The sequence below is a fragment of the Dolichospermum sp. LEGE 00240 genome, from assembly GCF_015207875.1.
Taxonomy (GTDB): Bacteria; Cyanobacteriota; Cyanobacteriia; order Cyanobacteriales; family Nostocaceae; genus Dolichospermum; species Dolichospermum gracile.
In genome coordinates this window covers 1-19,630 of record NZ_JADEVZ010000055.1, presented here as the reverse complement: position 1 = coordinate 19,630, position 19,630 = coordinate 1, and the positions used below count along the sequence as shown (strand labels likewise).

At 40.9% G+C, this 19,630-nt stretch carries 17 protein-coding genes; 11 read left to right on the top strand and 6 right to left on the bottom strand.

Annotated elements, in window-relative coordinates; all coding sequences use genetic code 11:
* The first annotated feature begins 213 nt into the window (after positions 1 to 213).
* The gene (locus tag IQ226_RS17245; protein ID WP_193897278.1) at positions 214 to 930 is read left to right on the top strand and encodes a DevA family ABC transporter ATP-binding protein; all 717 of its coding nucleotides are present in this window, start codon (positions 214 to 216) and stop codon (positions 928 to 930) included.
* Positions 931 to 972: 42 nt separating this feature from the next.
* On the opposite strand, the gene IQ226_RS17240 is transcribed toward IQ226_RS17245, so the two are convergent.
* Complete coding sequence (locus IQ226_RS17240) at positions 973 to 1,815, bottom strand: lysophospholipid acyltransferase family protein (RefSeq protein WP_193897276.1); 843 nt, start codon at positions 1,813 to 1,815, stop codon at positions 973 to 975.
* A 239-nt stretch (positions 1,816 to 2,054) separates the two neighbouring features.
* Between IQ226_RS17240 and IQ226_RS17235 the strand changes: the two genes are divergently transcribed.
* The 3 genes from IQ226_RS17235 to psbV (IQ226_RS17225) all read left to right on the top strand — a co-directional run bounded on the left by IQ226_RS17235 (position 2,055) and on the right by psbV (IQ226_RS17225) (position 4,115).
* Positions 2,055 to 2,495 carry a hypothetical protein gene (locus tag IQ226_RS17235; RefSeq protein ID WP_193897274.1) on the top strand — a complete coding sequence of 147 codons (441 nt, stop codon included), beginning with the start codon at positions 2,055 to 2,057 and terminating at the stop codon, positions 2,493 to 2,495.
* Between the two features lie 536 nt (positions 2,496 to 3,031).
* A complete protein-coding gene (psbV, locus tag IQ226_RS17230) occupies positions 3,032 to 3,523 on the top strand; it encodes a photosystem II cytochrome c-550 (protein ID WP_193897272.1) in 492 nt (163 codons plus the stop codon).
* Positions 3,524 to 3,623: 100 nt separating this feature from the next.
* Positions 3,624 to 4,115 carry a photosystem II cytochrome c-550 gene (gene psbV, locus IQ226_RS17225; protein WP_193897270.1) on the top strand — a complete coding sequence of 164 codons (492 nt, stop codon included), beginning with the start codon at positions 3,624 to 3,626 and terminating at the stop codon, positions 4,113 to 4,115.
* A gap of 292 nt (positions 4,116 to 4,407) precedes the next feature.
* Here the strand turns inward: psbV (IQ226_RS17225) and dnaN are convergent, their stop codons facing one another.
* Positions 4,408 to 5,559: a DNA polymerase III subunit beta gene (gene dnaN / locus IQ226_RS17220; RefSeq protein WP_193897268.1), complete on the bottom strand. Its 1,152-nt coding sequence runs from the start codon at positions 5,557 to 5,559 to the stop codon at positions 4,408 to 4,410.
* 65 nt (positions 5,560 to 5,624) lie between these two features.
* On the bottom strand, positions 5,625 to 6,365 hold the full coding sequence (locus IQ226_RS17215; RefSeq protein WP_193897266.1) for a DUF1995 family protein: 741 nt from the start codon (positions 6,363 to 6,365) through the stop codon (positions 5,625 to 5,627).
* A 159-nt stretch (positions 6,366 to 6,524) separates the two neighbouring features.
* Between IQ226_RS17215 and kdpA the strand changes: the two genes are divergently transcribed.
* The 7 genes from kdpA to IQ226_RS17180 all read left to right on the top strand — a co-directional run bounded on the left by kdpA (position 6,525) and on the right by IQ226_RS17180 (position 15,629).
* Positions 6,525 to 8,210 carry a potassium-transporting ATPase subunit KdpA gene (gene kdpA, locus IQ226_RS17210; protein WP_193897264.1) on the top strand — a complete coding sequence of 562 codons (1,686 nt, stop codon included), beginning with the start codon at positions 6,525 to 6,527 and terminating at the stop codon, positions 8,208 to 8,210.
* Between the two features lie 80 nt (positions 8,211 to 8,290).
* A complete protein-coding gene (gene kdpB, locus IQ226_RS17205; protein WP_193897262.1) occupies positions 8,291 to 10,387 on the top strand; it encodes a potassium-transporting ATPase subunit KdpB in 2,097 nt (698 codons plus the stop codon).
* A 234-nt stretch (positions 10,388 to 10,621) separates the two neighbouring features.
* Positions 10,622 to 10,759, top strand: coding sequence for a potassium-transporting ATPase subunit F (locus IQ226_RS17200; RefSeq protein ID WP_193897260.1), 138 nt, complete (start codon positions 10,622 to 10,624; stop codon positions 10,757 to 10,759).
* A gap of 263 nt (positions 10,760 to 11,022) precedes the next feature.
* Complete coding sequence (gene kdpC / locus IQ226_RS17195; RefSeq protein ID WP_193897258.1) at positions 11,023 to 11,622, top strand: K(+)-transporting ATPase subunit C; 600 nt, start codon at positions 11,023 to 11,025, stop codon at positions 11,620 to 11,622.
* A gap of 299 nt (positions 11,623 to 11,921) precedes the next feature.
* The gene (locus IQ226_RS17190; RefSeq protein WP_193897256.1) at positions 11,922 to 13,073 is read left to right on the top strand and encodes an anhydro-N-acetylmuramic acid kinase; all 1,152 of its coding nucleotides are present in this window, start codon (positions 11,922 to 11,924) and stop codon (positions 13,071 to 13,073) included.
* Between the two features lie 194 nt (positions 13,074 to 13,267).
* The gene (locus IQ226_RS17185) at positions 13,268 to 13,735 is read left to right on the top strand and encodes a hypothetical protein (protein WP_193897254.1); all 468 of its coding nucleotides are present in this window, start codon (positions 13,268 to 13,270) and stop codon (positions 13,733 to 13,735) included.
* Between the two features lie 286 nt (positions 13,736 to 14,021).
* Positions 14,022 to 15,629: a serine/threonine-protein kinase gene (locus tag IQ226_RS17180; protein ID WP_193897252.1), complete on the top strand. Its 1,608-nt coding sequence runs from the start codon at positions 14,022 to 14,024 to the stop codon at positions 15,627 to 15,629.
* 214 nt (positions 15,630 to 15,843) lie between these two features.
* Here the strand turns inward: IQ226_RS17180 and IQ226_RS17175 are convergent, their stop codons facing one another.
* The 3 genes from IQ226_RS17175 to IQ226_RS17165 all read right to left on the bottom strand — a co-directional run bounded on the left by IQ226_RS17175 (position 15,844) and on the right by IQ226_RS17165 (position 19,595).
* Positions 15,844 to 16,041: an NblA/ycf18 family protein gene (locus IQ226_RS17175; protein ID WP_027402129.1), complete on the bottom strand. Its 198-nt coding sequence runs from the start codon at positions 16,039 to 16,041 to the stop codon at positions 15,844 to 15,846.
* A gap of 1,118 nt (positions 16,042 to 17,159) precedes the next feature.
* The gene (locus tag IQ226_RS17170) at positions 17,160 to 17,888 is read right to left on the bottom strand and encodes a Stp1/IreP family PP2C-type Ser/Thr phosphatase (protein ID WP_193897250.1); all 729 of its coding nucleotides are present in this window, start codon (positions 17,886 to 17,888) and stop codon (positions 17,160 to 17,162) included.
* Positions 17,889 to 17,909: 21 nt separating this feature from the next.
* Positions 17,910 to 19,595: an AarF/ABC1/UbiB kinase family protein gene (locus IQ226_RS17165; RefSeq protein ID WP_193897248.1), complete on the bottom strand. Its 1,686-nt coding sequence runs from the start codon at positions 19,593 to 19,595 to the stop codon at positions 17,910 to 17,912.
* Positions 19,596 to 19,630 lie beyond the last annotated feature (35 nt).

Sequence of the window (19,630 nt, the reverse complement as noted above, 5' to 3'; positions counted from 1 at the left end):
ATAAAATAGCCGTAGGCGCACAGGCACAAGCCAATTTCGCTCAAAGTTATGTTAAAACACCTCAAAATGGTGTAATTTCTGACATTTATAGCCGTGCAGGTGAAGTAGTATCCGGTAACGGCAGCGGACCTAGCAGATATGTTTTAAATTCTCAAAAATCCTCTCTGTTGTCTCTGGGGCTCTGCGGGCAAAAAAATCCTGAAAACCTCAACTATGAAAACTATTAACTCTGCTAAACCTGTAATTTCCATCCGCAATCTTGATCATTACTTCGGATCTGGACAACTACGAAAACAAGTTTTATTTAATATTAGCTTAACTATAAATGCAGGGGAAATTGTAATCATGACAGGTCCTTCTGGTTCGGGTAAAACCACATTATTAACCTTAGCTGGTGGGTTGCGTTCTGCCCAGTTTGGGAGTTTGCAGGTATTAGGTAATGAACTATGTCAAGCGAATGCTAAACAATTAACCCAAGCCCGCAGAAATAACGGTTATATTTTTCAAGCCCATAACTTACACGGTAGCTTAACAGCAATCCAAAACGTGAGGATGGGTTTAGAAGTACAGCCGAGAATGTCAGCAAAAGAAATGTTAATGCAGTCACAGCAAATGTTAGAAGAAGTAGGATTAGGTAATCGTCTCAATTACTATCCAGATAATTTATCAGGGGGACAAAAACAACGGGTAGCGATCGCTCGCGCCTTAGTCAGTCAACCGAAAATAGTCCTAGCAGATGAACCTACCGCGGCCCTTGATAAACAATCCGGACGGGATGTAGTGGAATTAATGCAGAAATTAGCCAAAGAGCATGGTTGTACAATTTTACTAGTCACCCACGATAACCGCATTTTAGATATTGCTGACCGCATTATTTATATGGAAGACGGTCATCTTGTCCGAGAAAAAAGTAATTCTTTACAGATGTAAGTAGGTGAAATACCTGGCGACAAAAGCACCGCCAGGATGATCTTAATGATTGGCTTGTTGAATTAAAGTATCTAACTCCTGCTGCATTTTACTTCTGACTAACTCATAGCATTCGTCCACATAAGTGCGATCGCTGGCAGCTTCTTTTCCATAGCGTGCAAACACAATCGGCGGACAAACCCTAGTGTAGATAGTCACAGGCAAAGGAATATTAGGCAGCGGTCCAAAAGCCAATCCCCAAGGTAATCCCAAATAAACGGGAAACACCAAAGGATCAACCCCAAGTAGCCAAGGCATCCCCATTTTATGAAATTGCTGCATAACTTCATATATATCAGCCAAGACAATTAGAGTATCATGGGACCCCCAGGAAATCGCCGGCACAATCGGGATATTCTCCCGCAGCGCCAACTTAATAAACCCCCTGCGTTCAGCAAAATAAATTTTATCCCGCATCCCATGGGGTCGAAACACATCCTCCGCACCACCCGGATAAACCAAGACACTAGCGCCAGCCCGCAAAGCCTTGTAAGCCATTTTCGGGTGCGCCCTCACTGCACCAGCCTTCATCGCTATTTCTGCCGCCGGTGGAAACACATCCCAAACCTTAGGGTGCATCAAACCATAAATCGGTCTTTCTACACTAAAGCGACGCAACCAATCATATAACATCATGGAAGTATCAGGAGAGGCCAGTCCGCCATTATGAGAACCGACAACCAGAATTTTTCCATCTGGGACATTTTCCCAGCCACTGGTTTGGACTCGAAAATAACAGTTATATAACAAGCCCAAGATAGGCATCATAGATTCGATGAACCTTGGATCTCGTTGATCCAAAGACCACCCTGTGTTAGTGGTTTGAAGATGCTTTAGTTTGAACATCAGGAAATTTTATCAGGATTTATACGGGTGAAACAACCCATTGTTTTGCATTTCCATCCAGCCTAACGCAATCCTCCCATTGTTTTCCCCACTCTAGAATGATAAAATGTTCAGTAGGAACACAATCTAATTCTTCCCGTCTAAATAAGCAATCAGTTCCGTACAAGTCTTGCCCGCTAATAATACAATGACGAGCAAGATGCAAAGCCGCGCTCGTTTCCCACTTACCGGGTATTATTATGAAACCTTTGAAGCTATTTAAAATTGCTTTCGTAGCACTCACAACGAGCCTATTACTGAATCAGTCCAGCTTTGCTAAAACCCCACAGTTAGAAATTAACTCTGAGTTCGATCAAGATCCATTAGTATTAAACGGTACATCTGGAGGGTCTGTGAAAAGTAATTGTGGGAATATTAACACTGCTCCTAATCAAATAATTCAAGTTACAGAACCATTGCCTTATCTACGATTGACGGTAGAAAGTAAAGGACAGCCAACACTATTGATTGACGGACCAGGGGGGCGATTTTGTGTGCTTGCTGATAGTTATAGCGGTGGCAAGGCAGAATTCTCCGGTTACTGGCAGCCGGGTAAATACTTATTGTATATGGGAGATTTGTCACAAAATAGGTTCAACTACACCCTTGCCATTTCCCAGCAAAAACAAGTGCCGAAATAGTACACCTATACTATTTCATGGCATCACTAAAACAACAACAATTTTAGCTTGACCGACAGAAGCCCCACGCCTGACCCGAAATTTAAATTACAAGAGTTTAACAATACTGTTGCCAAAAATCTGAAACCCTATTGATATCGTCACGATTTTATCGGGTTTCAGCCCTATATTTAACCTGAGTTCGGAGTTTCTCCTTGGGAGACGCTACGCGAACGGAGTTATGATTTTTTCAACGAGATCATAAGGGTTTGAGACTCATGACGAGTTTTCCACAAATTATCTTATGTCGAACTCAGGTGAACTCCGAACTCCGAACTCCGATCACCTATTTTGAGACACCATCAGCCAAAACCTGGCACTTTTTTGTGATAAAAATCCGCGAAACCCTTATTAATAAATGGTTTTAGCTTTATTTAGTAATCTCTATTTATAAAATTGGCAAAGGTATGTTTAAGGGATCGTATTTTTGGCAACAAATTGGACTCCTAACATGATATTGGTATTACAGTGACTCAATAAAATCTTTGAGGAGAAATATGTTTAAAAGACTAATTGGTGTTGTTGTTGCTACTATTTTGCTGACATTACAGATGATTGTCGGTACTGCAACAGCTTTAGAACTGGATGAAGCTACCCGCACAGTGCCATTAAATGCCCAAGGTGATACAGTTGTTCTCAGCTTAAAACAAGTCAAAGAAGGCAAACGACTATTCAATTTCGCTTGCGCTCAATGCCATGCTGGTGGAGTTACCAAGACTAATCAAAACGTGGGACTTGAACCAGAAGCTTTAGCAGGGGCTTTACCTAACCGCAATAATATTGAAGGTTTGGTGGACTACATGAAAAATCCCACTACCTATGATGGCGCAATAGAGATTTCTGAACTCCACCCCAGCATCAAGAGTGCGGATATTTTCACAAAAATGCGAAATCTGACTGAAGAGGACTTGAAAGCGATCGCTGGACATATTCTCCTCCAACCAAAAGTTGTGGGCATTAAATGGGGTGGCGGTAAAATTTATTACTAAACTATCCTGATTCAGTCATACAAATTGTCAGGGAAAATATCATAGATTCCCTGACTTGTTGATTATCAAAATTTTTGGCGAAAATTTTTGGCGATAAATTATGATTAGAAGGCTAATTGGTGTTGTTGTTGCTACTATTTTGCTGACATTACAGATGATTGTCGGTACTGCAACAGCTTTAGAACTGGATGAAGCTACCCGCACAGTGCCATTAAATGCCCAAGGTGATACAGTTGTTCTCAGCTTAAAACAAGTCAAAGAAGGTAAAGCACTCTTCAACTACGCTTGCGCTCAATGCCATGCTGGTGGAGTTACCAAGACTGACAAAAACGTGGGACTTGGATCTAAAGCCTTAGCAGAGGCTGTACCTAACCGCAATAATATTGCAGGTTTGGTGGACTATATGAACAATCCTACTACCTATGATGGTGAAATAGATATTTCTGAACTCCACCCCAGCATCAAGAATGCGGATATTTTCACAGAAATGCGAAATCTGACCGAAGATGACTTGATAGCGATCGCTGGACATATTCTCCTCCAACCTAAGATTCTAGGCAATCAATGGGGTGGCGGTAAAAATTATCACTAAATTACTTTCATAAGCTTGATTCTATAGGTAGGGGTTTAGCAGTGCTAAACCCTTACAGCTAAATAGGGTCTGCTGAAAAAGTTATCTGTGATAGCGCAGCGTGACGTAAGTCATGGTCTAGGAGTCAGGAGGAAGAATTAGAAGAAGAGAAGAATAGTCTGGAATCCAAGTGATAGGTTTTTGCTAATTTTCACCCTGATTCCTTGCACCTGATTCACCTTTTTTACCTTCAAACTCTTGATATATCTAAGTTTTAGCTTTATTCAGCAAGCCCTAAATAATGACTTAAAAACTAACTTCTAAGCTGTACAGGCATAGCCAAATAGGTCATTTTTAATCCACCCAAGGGCGTGAAAATTACCGGAGTTAAACTTTGATTCAAGTGCATTTGAATTTCTGAAGATGGTAGTTCTTTTAAACCTTCCATCAGATATTTGACATTAAAAGCAATGTCTATATCTTCGCCAGATATTTGTGCTGGCATTGATTCTGTACCACTACCAACATCTTGTGCTTCACAAGATAAAGTAATTTCTTGATTGGCATTATCAATGCTGACTTTGACAATATTATTTTTCTGATCTGCTAACACAGCAATTCGTTCCAAAGTGCTAATAAATTGCTTTCTTTCTAATGTGACTTGGCGTTCAAATTGCCGAGGAATTAATTGCCTATACGCGGGATATTGTCCTTCTAAAGTGCGGCTGGTGAGGCGTTGATTTTGCCAAGCAAATACTACTTGACCTTGATCAAGATATACGGCTACAGTTTCTTCTGATGTGGAGTTATGTCCTAACATCCTTTGTAGTTCTCGTAATGCTTTTGCTGGTACTGTCACCTCTACCTGTTCGCTTCCTTCTACAGGACGCTCATTTGTGGTTTCCAAAACTGCTAACCGGTGTCCGTCGGTAGCAGCAAATTCTAAAGTGTCCTGTTTGAGAGTTAAATGTACACCTGTGAGAACTTGCTTGGTTTCATCGGAACTTGTAGCAAACAAAGAACCCTTCAATCCTTCAATTAGTGCCGCTGTGGTGAGAGTAATGGCTTCAGCATTTTCAATTATAGGTAATTCGGGAAATTCTTCTGCCCCCATTGCTCGGACTTGATAACGTCCGCTTTTGGGTTTGAGAGTGACAATTATACCTTCTCCAGTATTATCTGCTGATTGATCGTCCAGTGCGATTTCCCCTTCTGGAAGACGAGAGGTGATATCTACAAGTAGTTTGGCAGGGAGAGCAATTGTCCCCCCTTCTAAGACCTCGGCGCTAAAGCTGCTACGGATACCTAAACTCAGGTCAAAGGCTGTTAAACTAACTTGATTAGTTTCGGCATCTGCTTGTAATAAGATATTGGCAAGAACAGGATGGGTTGGTCTGGAGGGGACTGCACGACTGACGAGAGAAAGATTGCTACTAAGATCACTTTGAGAACAGATTAATTTCATCTTTAAATTCAATAATGGGGGAATTGGTAATGGGTAATAACTGATTTACCCATCACGTTGTTATCTTAACTGCTTAAAGCCTTGATAAACCGTTGCAAACTCTTAAACACACTAGGTTTTTTGGTGGGTGTGGTGTCGCTGGTGTTGGTGTTTTGCGTTTGTCCTCCCATAAGAATCGCGTCTAATTCGTCACCGGAAGGTTTTTTCGGGAGTTCAGCAACTTTTTGATATTCTTCTTGTATTTCTACCCATACTTCCCATAATCCAGGATAGCAACGGAACAGGGCAGATTGATCATCTACGGGACGGATATAGTAACAAGATTCGATGGTACTAATGAAGCGACGACGAGTTTCTCTGGCTGTGTAACCGATACCAACTATACTTGAATCTTCGAGTCGGGGTGTTAACATGATTGTGGGGCGATCGCCGATCAGTTCACACAGCTTTTCTAATTGTGGGACTTCTACGGAGGTGGGGGCAATAAATAGGAAAATTTCATCCTCTGGCTGAATTTTTGCTTCTAGGGATGCAGCCCTACCAGTACCAATATCGGAAATTTGGAATTGTGCGTCTGTCCAATCACGACGGGCTAAAGCAGCCGCACCAGCATCAGCAAAGAAGACTTTAAGACGGGATGCGTATTCAGTAAATTGGGGGAGAAATTGTTCTGCAACCGTCATGAATTTGAGTTCGGGAAATAATAACTCAACTTGAATCCGAGTTGTACCATCAGCTAAAGCTGATTTTACCGCTTCACAAGATTGAGCGATCGCATCTTCTAAGGTTTTTGGTAGTTCAGCCATAGTTTATCAAGTCGTTGGGTTAATATTTAATTCTCTACTATATTGATTTAGGTGGTATGAAAAATCATCCAATCACTAAAAATTCAATTTATTAGTAATTTAGGCATTATTGTTGAGTGTTAACTGGCTAGAAATTCAGTTGAATAGAGTGCAAACTACATGAGTCAAGGTTTTTTACAAATTGCTTTAACGCTGGTTATTGTCGTATTTATTACGCCCATACTAGGGAAATATATAGCCCGTGTTTTTTTGGGAGAGAGGACAATTCTTGATCCTGTGGTGAAGCCTATAGAGGCAATAATTTATATTTTAGGGGGTGTGGGTAAAAAAAATGATATGACGGGTTGGCAGTATATTCGCGCCTTACTATGCAGTAACTTAGTCATGGGTGTAGCGGTTTACGCGCTTCTTTATTATCAGAAATTTCTGCCCTGGAATCCCAATGGACTGGGGCGGATGAGATGGGATTTATTACTACATACCACAATTTCCTTCCTGACCAATACTGACCAACAACACTACGCCACAGAAAATACCTTTAGTTATTTTAGTCAAACATCAGCTTTAGGTTTTTTAATGTTTACCTCAGCGGCTAGTGGTTTAGTCGTGGGAATTGCCTTTATTCGGGGGTTAACGGGGAGAAAACTGGGGAATTTCTATGTGGATTTTACCCAGGCTATCACTAGGATATTATTACCTTTATCTATTGTGGGGGCGATCGCTCTCATCATCGCCGGAGTACCTCAAACCCTAGCCCAAACCATATTAGTAGAAACCTTAGAAGGGAGAATCCAGTACATAGCCAGAGGTCCAGTAGCCTCCTGGGAAATGATCAAAATGTTAGGAGAAAATGGCGGCGGCTTTTTTGCAGCTAATTCTGCTCATCCTTTTGAAAATCCCAATGGCGCTTCTAACCTAATAGAAATCATCGCCATGCTGGCTATCCCCACCTCCCTAATTTACACCTACGGAGTATTTGCCAACAACCTCAAACAAACCTGGCTATTATTTTCAATGGTGTTTATCATCTTTGTTTTTCTCATTAGCGTTACAGCCACAGGGGAATTACAAGGAAATCCCCTCATTAATAATACCTTGCGATTAGAATTACCCAACTTAGAAGGCAAAGAAGTCAGATTTGATTGGGCGCAAACCGCACTATGGGCAGTTACAACCACAGCCACCATGTGCGGTGCTGTTAACGGAATGCACGATTCCCTCATGCCCAGTGGCACATTTTCCAGCTTATTCAACCTATTTTTACAAATAATTTGGGGAGGACAAGGTATAGGAACAGCTTATCTCTTCATTTATCTGATGCTCACAGTTTTTATCACCGGTTTAATGGTAGGGCGCACACCAGAAATTTTTGGGCGCAAAATCGAAAAACGGGAAATTGTTCTGGCTAGTGTGGTGCTATTAATTCACCCCATGATGATTTTAATTCCAAGTGCGATCGCTATGGCTTATCCTATATCTTTGTCAGGAATTAGTAACCCAGGTTTTCATGGAATTTCCCAAGTAGTTTATGAATACGCCTCAGCCGCAGCCAATAACGGTTCTGGCTTAGAAGGATTAAATGACAGCACATTATGGTGGAACTTAAGTACATCTGTCAGTATTTTCGCAGGACGTTATATACCCATTATTGCCCTACTTCTCTTAGCTGATAGTATGTCTAAAAAACAAGCCAGTCCAGCCAGCCGGGGAACTTTAAAAACTGATTCTCTGCTATTTACGGGAATTACTGCTGGTGTCACCCTAATTTTAGGCATCCTCACATTCTTCCCTGTTCTAGCTTTAGGACCAATTGCCGAAGGCTTTAAACTCGCTTCTGGTAGTTAGAAACAATGGGGAAATAGGGATGAAGATAATTGTCTTCTTTCTTTCTCCTGACTCGGTGACTCCTAGAAAATTACTTATATATGAACTCAGCAACTACCTCTCATTCTAAAGCTCCCCGTCCCCGTTATCGTCGTAAGAAACACAGAAAAACGCGAGTATCTAATAAAGGACTGTATTTCCGGGCAATAGGAGATGCCTTTATTAAACTGTATCCCCAATATGCCATCAAAAATCCAGTGATGTTTTTAGTATGGATAGGAACAATCATCACTTTCTCGGTCACCATTTACCCTGAATTATTTGGTCCAGTAAGTCAAAAAAATCCCCATCTGTTTAACGGACTATTAACGGGAATTTTATTATTCACCGTTCTATTTAGCAACTTTGCCGAAGCTGTAGCCGAGGGACGAGGTAAAGCCCAAGCCGATACTTTACGTTCAACCCAATCAGCCACCATTGCCAAAACTATCACCGTTGACGGCACAATCACAGAAGTTCCTGCCAACAGCTTAAAACAGGGAGACACTATATATGTAGTCTCAGGCGACGTGATTCCCGCAGATGGTGAAGTAATCATGGGTGTCGCCTCTGTGGATGAATCAGCAATTACAGGCGAATCTGCCCCAGTTCTCAAAGAATCAGGTTCAGACGTTGCCAGTTCAGTTACAGGTGGTACACGCATAATTTCTGATGAACTGATTATTCGTGTTACGGCTGAACCAGGCAAAGGCTTTATTGACCGGATGATTGCTCTGGTCGAAGGAGCAGAACGGACTAAAACCCCTAATGAAATTGCCTTAACAGTATTATTAGCAGTTCTGAGTTTAGTATTTTTATTCGTAGTAGCCACTCTGCCCGCCTTTGCCTACTATGTGAATAGTCCTGTGAGCATTCCTGTTCTCATTGCTCTTTTGGTAGCCCTCATCCCCACAACTATTGGCGGGTTACTGAGTACCATCGGTATTGCAGGTATGGATAGAGTGGCACAATTTAACGTCATTGCCACCTCTGGTAGGGCAATAGAAGCCTGTGGCGATATTAATACTCTGGTGCTTGATAAAACTGGAACAATCACCCTTGGCAACCGTTTAGCAGAAGAATTTATCCCCATTAATGGTCATTCAATGGCGGAAATTGCTAACGTGGCTTTGGCAGCTAGTATTTTTGATGATACTCCAGAGGGGAAATCTATTGTCCGACTGGCAGAAAAATTAGGGGCAAATTTTGATTTAGACCGCAAACAAGCACAGGGGATAGAATTTTCAGCAAAAACCCGCATGAGTGGTACTAATTTACCTGGGGGTAGGGAAGTACGGAAAGGCTCAGTAGAAGCGATTAAAGGCTTTGTTCTCTCCCGTCGTGGACGAGATACACCGGAATTAGATGTTGCCTATCAACAAGTTTCTCATCAAGGTGGTACACCTTTAGCTGTTTGTCTTGATAACGAAATTTATGGTGTTATCTATCTCAAAGATATTGTGAAACCGGGTATCCGGGAACGATTTGACCAACTCCGACGCATGGGAGTGCGGACTATCATGCTGACGGGAGATAACCGGATTACTGCTGCTGTGATTGCGAAAGAAGCTGGAGTAGATGAATTTATTGCTGAAGCTACGCCAGAAGATAAAATCAGTGTGATTCAACGGGAACAAGCTGAGGGTAAAATAGTAGCGATGACAGGGGATGGAACTAATGATGCTCCCGCTTTGGCACAAGCTAATGTAGGTGTGGCAATGAATACGGGAACGCAAGCAGCTAAGGAAGCGGCTAATATGGTGGATTTAGATTCTGATCCCACCAAATTAATTGATATCGTTAGTATTGGCAAGCAATTGTTAATTACTCGTGGAGCGTTGACGACATTTTCTATCGCTAATGATATTGCTAAATATTTTGCAATTATTCCCGTACTTTTCACGGCTGCTAATTTAGGAACTTTGAATATTATGAAGTTGAGTAGCGTTAATTCGGCTATTCTTTCAGCGTTGATCTACAATGCTTTAATTATTCCAACTTTGATTCCTCTAGCATTAAAAGGTATTCAGTTTCGACCTTTAACCGCTAATCAACTTCTGCAAAGAAATATTTTAATTTATGGCTTAGGTGGGGTGATTGCTCCATTTATTGCGATTAAATTAATAGATATGATAATTACATTTGTGGGTTTAGCGTAAATATAGCAGATTGCAGATTAATCAGGTACAGGATCTATATTCACCGCTAGACAGTTTTACTCCTGACTCCGTGAATTATGCTGTAATTACGTGAATAGGTAATTGATAATTCTTGCCTTTTACTTGTTGTATATTACCTTTTTCCTGATGAAAATGATACCATTGATTCGATTGTCCAAGTTTAAACACCAATTACCAATCACTATTTTTATAGTGATGTGTTTCAGTTTATTTATGAGTCCAGTGGTTTATGCTAATACTACTCTCAGTTTAGATAGGGTTTCTACTTGGGCGATGGGGGTTTTAGGGTTTACTACTATGATGTTGGTGGTTTATTTGTTAATAGTTATTTTTCAGCCAGAACGATTTTAATAATTGGCAAATCGTAGCGATATGTATTTAAATTTTTCTGTTCACCTACTTACAGCACTTTTACTCCTATATCCTGACTGGGCGCAGGGCCTGCGCCCCTACTTCGGTGAATCCTCTGATTAAATTCAAGGTTAAGTAGGTGAACACAATAAAACCAAACTGTGTAAAGAAACGTAAAATCGTCTAAACCCTCTTCACTCTTGCCTTTTGCCTTGCCATAACGACAATTTTCAACGCCAACCTACTTAAATCAAGATTAAATTATGTCTATTTTTAGAGAAACTGTCAAAGCAATTAGAATTACTTTGGTAATTTGGTTATTAACAGCAATTGTCTATCCTCTTTTTATATTGCTAGTCGGTCAGTCTTTTTTCCCGATTTCCGCTAATGGTAGTGTGATTTTAAATATCAATGATCAACCTATTGGTTCGACTTTAATTGGTCAGGTATTCACATCTGATCGTTATTTTCATGGTCGTCCCAGTGCTGTTAGATATAGTCAAGGTAGAAAAGCTCAACCAACGGGTATTTCTGGGGGTAGTAATCTTGCTCCTACGAATCCCGAACTTAAGGAACGTATTCTCAAGCAGGTGGAAGAATTGCAGAATCAGGATAAACAACCTGTGGCTGATTTGATTTATACGTCCGGGTCTGGTTTAGATCCCCACATTTCTTTAAAAGCAGCACGACAACAAATAGAGAGAGTGGCACAGGCACGGGGTATTCAGGAAGATGATATTATTCCGTTAATTAATAAGTATCTTGATGGCAGGTTTTTAGGAGTTTTTGGTGAACCAGGGGTAAATATTTTACGTTTAAATTATGCTTTGGATTTACAAGATATTAATCGTCAGCAAAATTAGTTAGGGGTTGCTGATAGTGAAGCGTGGCATAAAATGTAGGGGCGCAGGGCTTGCGCCGATTCAGGAGGTGAAAGGAAGGAACAATCATCCTAGTGCAGCACGGCGTAAATAAAAAAATCATTCTCAATCACTAAAAAGCTGACGCCATATTATTTTTGACTTTTGACTTTTGACGAACGCCTTGCGGTACTAGGTTGTATGGTCAAGCCTTACCGGATATTCCTGTAAGAGTATTGTTTTGACATGGGTAATAGGATCAATTACACTACGATCGCAAATTCATGAAAGTATTTGAGTCAATGCAACCGACTCGCGTAATTGGTTTAATGAGTGGTACGTCCGTAGATGGGATAGATACCGCTTTAGTAGAAATTTCCGGTAGAGATTTGGATTTGAAAGTGAAATTACTGGCAGGGGAAACCTATCCCTACTCCCCTCAACTCAGAGAACACATTCTTGGGCTGGGGGCTGGTACGGCGATATCAATGGCAGATTTAGCCGCAATAGATGATGCGATCGCTCATAATTTTGCCCAAGCTGCTCAACATATTCAATTTGGTCATCCCAGAGCCACCCTCATCGGTTCTCATGGTCAAACTGTTTACCATCGTCCACCCCAAGGACTAGAAGAACTGGGTTATAGCTGCCAACTGGGACGGGGCGCGATGATTGCCCATTTAACAGGTATTACTACTGTCAGTAATTTCCGAATAGCAGATATAGCTGCTTATGGTCACGGTGCGCCCCTTGTTCCTAAAGTAGATGCCTATTTACTCAGTCATCTCCAGGAAGGACGTTGTATTCAAAATATTGGGGGTATTAGTAATGTTACGTATCTTCCCGCCCGTAGTGATGATTGGTTGTCGCAAATTCGCGGCTGGGATACAGGTCCAGGTAATAGTTTATTGGATCTAGCCGTCCAGCATTTTACAAATGGCACTAAAAGCTATGACAATAATGGTGATTGGGCAGCCAGTGGTACACCCTGTTACCCCTTGGTGGAACAATGGGTAAGTCACGAATATTTCCATTTGCCACCACCCAAATCTACTGGACGGGAGTTATTTGGTCTTACCTACTTGCATGATTGTTTAGAGGATGCCCAAACTTACCAACTTAATGCCGCAGATTTTTTAGCAACTATCACAGAATTAACGGCAGTTTCTATTGTCCATAGTTATGATAATTTTCTGCCTAGAAGACCACATAAGGTAATATTATGTGGTGGTGGCAGTCGTAATAGTTACTTAAAAAATCGCTTACAGTTGTTATTGGGGAATGTTCCAGTGTCAACTACAGATGAGTTTGGCTTAAGTGCTGCATTTAAAGAGGCGATCGCTTTTGCGGTTTTAGCATACTGGCGAAACATCAATATTCCTGGTAACTTACCCGCAGTCACAGGAGCATATCAAGAGATGCTTTTAGGCGAAATTCACGATAATTATCGCTAATTTAGTCTATATTCTCTTCTTTTCTCTGGAAATACTATGTTAGCAAGTATTTCTAAACTTCAACTGTGCTAGATTAAGCTGTTGTGCATTTAGTTTGTAAATTCTAGCGGGCAAGATGCCCGCACCACAAAGTTCAAGTAAATTATGGTTATCAAATTTAGCTGCGTAACAGCTTAAAACAAGGGATTTAGCCTGTGGGACATACTTTTTTATTAGAACCAGGAAAGTGGGTGATCCAAGGTAGTTGGTTGGAGCGCAATAGTCAACCAATTCCCTTGAAGGGTTTAACATTAGTGGTTTGGCATCGAGATAATTGGTTCTCTATGGCTACAAAATTAATCTTTCCTAACAGCGATCGCCCAGAAATTTCTTTTCAGTATAAAGGACGACTTCATAAAGGAGAGCGTCAGTATACTTTTCTGCTTCAACATAATTATCTCGGACAAGTAGAAGGTGAAGGCTGGATTTGTCCAGATACAATTGTTCAGCGTTATTGGGTACTCGGAGATAGCTCCACTGACCTTCGCCATCGTCAAAGACGCAGTGGTTTTGAAACCCTACATCAAATTGATGACAACCAGTATTATCTAACTAGTGGCATTCTTGTTGGTCATTTTTTAGATAGTACAATGGAAGCTAGTCTAGAACGCCAATTACATTAGTACAACACGGCATAAATAAACTAACCATTCTCAATCATTAAAAAGCCTATACTGTCTTCGTTTTGACTTTCGACTTCCGCCCTGCGGTACTAGGCCTCCTGCAAAAGTTTTTTATGCTACAATGAGAGGTTGTTTGTTTTTATTTTTGAGTTCAAATTAATCAATTATGTCTAATTTAGAATTGATGAATTTTCGGTTTTAATTCTCAGGTTTTTCACCTACTTTCTAATCACCGAAACCTACAAAACTACCCCCCGAACTGTTAAACATTGGAGTCGAATTTTCTATGTCAGACCCCAACATTGGTCGCTTACTCGGCAACCGTTACCAACTACAAGAGCTAATTGGCTCTGGTGCGATGGGACGAGTTTATCGTGCTAAGGATACGTTGCTGGGAGGTGTCCCTGTTGCAGTCAAGTTTCTAACTTTATCCATCCAAAACGAAAGGATGCGTTGCCAAGAACGATTTGAGCGAGAAGCTAAAACCTGCGCCTTACTTGGTCAAAAAAGTATCCATATCGTCCGAGTCATGGACTATGGGGTAGATGAAACATACTACGTCATGGAATATCTACAGGGACAAACATTAGGTCAGATCATTCGCCAAAAACATCTAAGTTTAGCAAGATTTGTCAGTATGTCCAAGCAAATTGGTTTAGGACTACAGTGCGCTCATAATGGTATTCCTGTAGATGGAAAAATTTGTCCAATCATCCATCGTGATATTAAACCGGGTAATATCATGGTAATTCAAGACCCCAGTTTTGGAGAATTAGTCAAAGTTTTAGACTTTGGTATTGCTAAATTACTCATGTCTAATAGTGATCATACCAAGTTTTATTTAGGAACTTTGGCTTATTCTTCTCCTGAACAAATTGAAGGTAAAGAACTAGATAGTCGTTCTGATATCTACAGTTTTGGGATCATGATGTTTGAAATGCTGACTGGTAAAATTCCTGTGGTGGCATCAACCAACACCTTTGGAGCATGGTATAAAGCCCACACTTTTGAAAAACCCTGTTCCTTTGCAGAAATTTCTCCTAATTTGCATCTACCCAAGCAATTAGAAGATGTCATTATGAATTGTTTATGCAAAAAACCCAGCGAACGCCCCCAAAGTATCAATGAAATTATTAATATTCTGACTACTCTAGAACAGCAAAAGGAAACGCATAATACCACTGAGAATGCTTTTATATATCAAGATACTCAAGACATTATTAAACCCATCTCTCCTGTAGTTCCAGAACCAGTAGAGAAAATAAAAACCAATCTCCTGACAATTCCCGTTACCAGTCACAATACACAAGTCGAACTACGAAGATATTCAGTTCATCATGACATAACACAGTTAGTTACTTGGCCACACAATAAACCCATTGCCAATATCGTGTTTATTCAACCCATTTACCACGATAAAACGTTGTTACCAGCTTTATGGGTGATGCTACCCCAAGAAGAAATTCAAAAACGCTTAGTTTGTACTCGCTACAATCAATTTCTCTTTATTTCTTCTCCCCATCCTGTCATGTTATGGATTACAGTTATTTATAGTCGTCAACATGGGGCTAAATGGTTGCCTTATTATTTGGATCTCAAAACTAGTTCTGGACAAGAAATCACTCGATTACTGTACAATACTGGACAATATCGTTTATTATTCTTCGCTAAAGAAACTCCTCATCCTTGCACACATATATTACAATCAAATATTGCTGCGGCCCAAAGAGAAAGATTGCAAGAGTGGCTTGTTTCTAGTCAAGGTTTAACCTCATCAACAGATGGTCAAATTAGTAAAAATCTATTGAAAAAGGAATATGAAAAAATTAAACCTAAAATATTAGCTAAGTTAGAAACAATTGATACTGATTCTTCATTCGATATTTCTGGTTGATCTTTTCAGGTCAGGAGTCAGGAGTTCAGGAGTCAGAATGAAGAATTAGAAAATGAGGAATGAAAAAATAAAGAATTAATTGGAGGATAAATCACAATACTGTAGTAGTAATCGAAGTTAACGCCCCAACATCCCCAGCTTTTTTCCTGTCTGGAAACGAGCAAGAGAAGGAGGTCGCCCACTGCGATACAGGAGACGTTACTCATTAGTAACCTTATGCCATATTGGGATCTGATTCTAGACCCCATTGGTGTTTGAGCATTTCTTGATAAGTTGCTTCCCGAACGACCATTTGCTCATACAGTTTGACCAAAAAATCTTGAGCTTGTTCGTGGCTCATGTGTTGGACTTGTGTGGCAAAAGAGCGAATGCTAAATTGCTGTTCCAAAGATAGTTCAGTTCGTTGATTCATAATGAACTCCAAAACAAACAAGGTGTAAAATCGGAATTGATCACAGAATTGAAAAGTTGGAAGTTGGGAATTTCAAGGTACAAGAAGCTGTTGCTTGTTATTTAAATTCCTTGTTCCCTTGATTTACAATCTGTTGAATTAGATAAAAGTCCTAAGAAGTCATCTCTGGGCTAGATTTTCCCTGACATTTGTTTCTCTATATTAAGAAAGATAACAAGTATTTGACAATTTGCCCATCTTTTTGAATTTATTTTTTTGAGGTGTGTATTATCATGTTTTTTTGATACAAAAATTATGTCCGCAGAGAGCGGATTCGTGCAAGTTGGATGGTCTGATTTTGGTGAAGATTCTTTAAGTTACAGTAGTTATGGGTTGGTTGACATTTAGGGGTTATAGGGGAGAAATCGAGAGACAGGCAAGTTTGATGTTTGGCACTGATCTGGATTATCTGATTTATTAACCGCCTATTTGCTGTTTATTTAAGACAGACTACAAGGTGCAATAAGCTGTTACGCAGCTAAATTTGATAACCATAATTTACTTGAACTTTGTAGTGCGGGCATCTTGCCCGCTAGAATTATACAAACTAAATGCACAACAGCTTATGTCAATTGTGGAAATTATAGAAGTTTAAGCTCCTGTGGTAATTTTTGGAGATTAAAAATATTTTTATCAAATTGCTAATATAAAAAATGCTCAATTTGAACAAATTGTTCAGTATATTTACTTTTTTTAGGGAACAGGTGACAGGTGACAGGTGACAGGTGACAGGTGATAGGTGATAGGGTACAGGTGACACAGGTGACAGGTGACAGGTGACAGGTGACAGGTGACAGGTGACAGGTGACAGGTGACAGGTGACAGGTGACAGGTGACAGGTGACAGGTGACAGGTGACAGGTGACAGGTGACAGGTGACAGGTGACAGGTGACAGGTGACAGGTGACAGGTGACAGGTGACAGGTGACAGGTGACAGGTGACAGGTGACAGGTGATAGGTGACAGGTGACAGGTGACAGGTAAAGAATTTTCTTCTTTCTCCTGAACTTTTGACTCCTGACTCCTGACTCCTGAACGCCTGAACTCCTGAACGCCTGAACTCCTGACTCCTGACTCCTATTAGGCTTCTACAGACACGAGGACGACGGTAATGTTATCGTGTCCACCTTCTTCTTTGGCAGCTTCAATTAAGGTGTGGGCAGCTTGTTCTAAATTAGGTGCTTTGTTGATATATTCAAGAATTTTCTGATCTATAAGTTCTTCTGTAAGTCCATCACTACAGAGGAGTAGGCGATCGCCCAATTGTAGATCTACTGGTTGAATATCAATCTGGTGGAGGTCTTCTCTACCTAAACATTTAGATAAAACGTGGCGAAAGGGATGCTCTCTGGCTTCCTCAGCAGTAATATCGCCAATTTTTATGGCTCTAGCAATCCAGGTATGATCTTCTGTAATTTGTTCTAATTGTGATTCTCGCAGACGGTAAAGACGGGAATCGCCAACATGACCACATACAGGTAATTCATCTGGACCAATCATGATGACTACGGCTGTTGTTCCCATGTCAGCGCGTTCGGGATGATTTTGCTGGTCTTTAACTATGGCTTGATTGGCGGTGAATAAAGCTTGTTCTAAAATTTCTAAGGAAGATTCGGGGGATTGCCAATTTTTGTCTAGATATGAACGAATTTCTTCGGTAGCGATGCGACTGGCTTCTTCTCCTCCTGCATGACCACCCATCCCGTCGGCGACTATAAAGAATCGCCCTGCGGGATCAATATAGTAGGAATCTTGATTATAAGCACGAATAAGCCCCGGATCTGTACAACCGGTAGATTCAAGTTTCATAGATTTTTCCTGAACAATTAATTAATACATCCGATCATAACGGTCGAGGCGTAAAAGCAAACGAATCAGCAGGAATGAAACTGATGCGGCAATTAAACCAATCAGACTTGCTAACCATATATAATGGCTAACTAGGAGAATTGTGGCGGCAATTGTAAAACCACTGATAATAAGAGCATAACTTATTCCCAGTTGAATATTACCCTGTCGCCGTATCAGGCGTTCAGTTTCTACGGAGCGAACTCTTAGTCGAATATCCCCACGTTCTATTTTATCTAGGGTATCTTCTAATCTTCGTGGTAATCCTAAAGCAGTGCTACTGACTTGGACTGCTTGACGGCTTAATTCATTCAAGAAGCTATTCCCCTCAGAACTACTGTTATCTGTCATAAGCTGCATGGCGTAAGGCTGGGCAACTTCCATAAAATTAAATTCTGGATCTAGACCTTTACCGACTCCTTCGAGGGTGGAAAAGGCCCGCATGACGAAGGTAAAAGTGGCTGGAAACCGAAATGGTTGATCATAAGCGAGTTCATATAGGTCTTCACTGATGGCTGCTACAGATTGATTTTCAAAGGGCTTATCCATGAAGTTATCCAGCATAAACTGGACTGAACGACGGACGGGTCCCATGTCCTCAACTGGGGCGATCGCTCCCAAATCAACTAAAGATTTTACCACACGGTCGCCATCTTTTTGGGCGATGCCAAATAAGGTTTCCATTAATCCTTCGCGGACATTGGATTTAATTGTTCCCATCATCCCGAAGTCGTAGAAAATCAAAGCCCCGTCGGGACTAACTGCGAGATTACCCGGGTGGGGGTCAGCGTGGAAGAAACCATTGTTGAGAAGTTGATGGAGATAGGCTTGTGCGCCATAGCGAGCGATCGCTTTTCTATCCACACCCGCTGCATCTAAAGCATCATATTGACTAACTTTAATCCCCGGCACATACTCCAAAGTAATCACTCTAGAGGTAGCATAACGCCAATAAACCCTCGGTACTTTTACCCAATCATAAATACGGAAATTCCGGCGAAAAGTATCGGCGTTGCGTCCTTCATTCAGATAATCAATTTCTTCCCAAAGAATGCGACAACATTCTTCATATATACCCATCCAATCTCTACCCCGTCCCCATTTGGGATGGTTTTGAAAATAGCGAGCAATACCTTTAAGAATGCCTAAATCAATTTCAAACAGCTTTTTGAGTCCAGGGCGTTGCACCTTGACAACCACTGACTCACCAGTATACAAAATCGCCTTATGGACTTGACCCAAACTAGCAGCAGCCAGGGGAACAGGTTCAAAATCTTGGAACAGCACGGAAATCTTCTTCCCTAATTCCTGCTCAATAATTCCTTCTACCTGTTCATAACTAAATGCCGGGACTCTATCTTGTAACTTAGATAACTCCTCCACATATTCCGCAGAGAAAATATCCGCACGAGTTGAAAACAATTGTCCAATCTTAATAAAAGTCGGACCCAAATCTAAAAACGTCGTTTTAATCCAGATTGCTTGGGCTTTGCGTCTAGCTGCTTGCTTGGCTTCTGTTATACCACCAGGGTAACTCCAAGCCTTGTTATAGCGCCAAATTTTGAACATCAAGGTCAAGACAAAAGACCAAATATCCACAAAGCGGCGTTTGCTAGAGTATTCTTCCCGATTCCAACGGTATGCTTTGTCTGAGTAACCTTGTTCCATATTTTTCTTATACCGTCGGGTTGTCACGGAGGGAG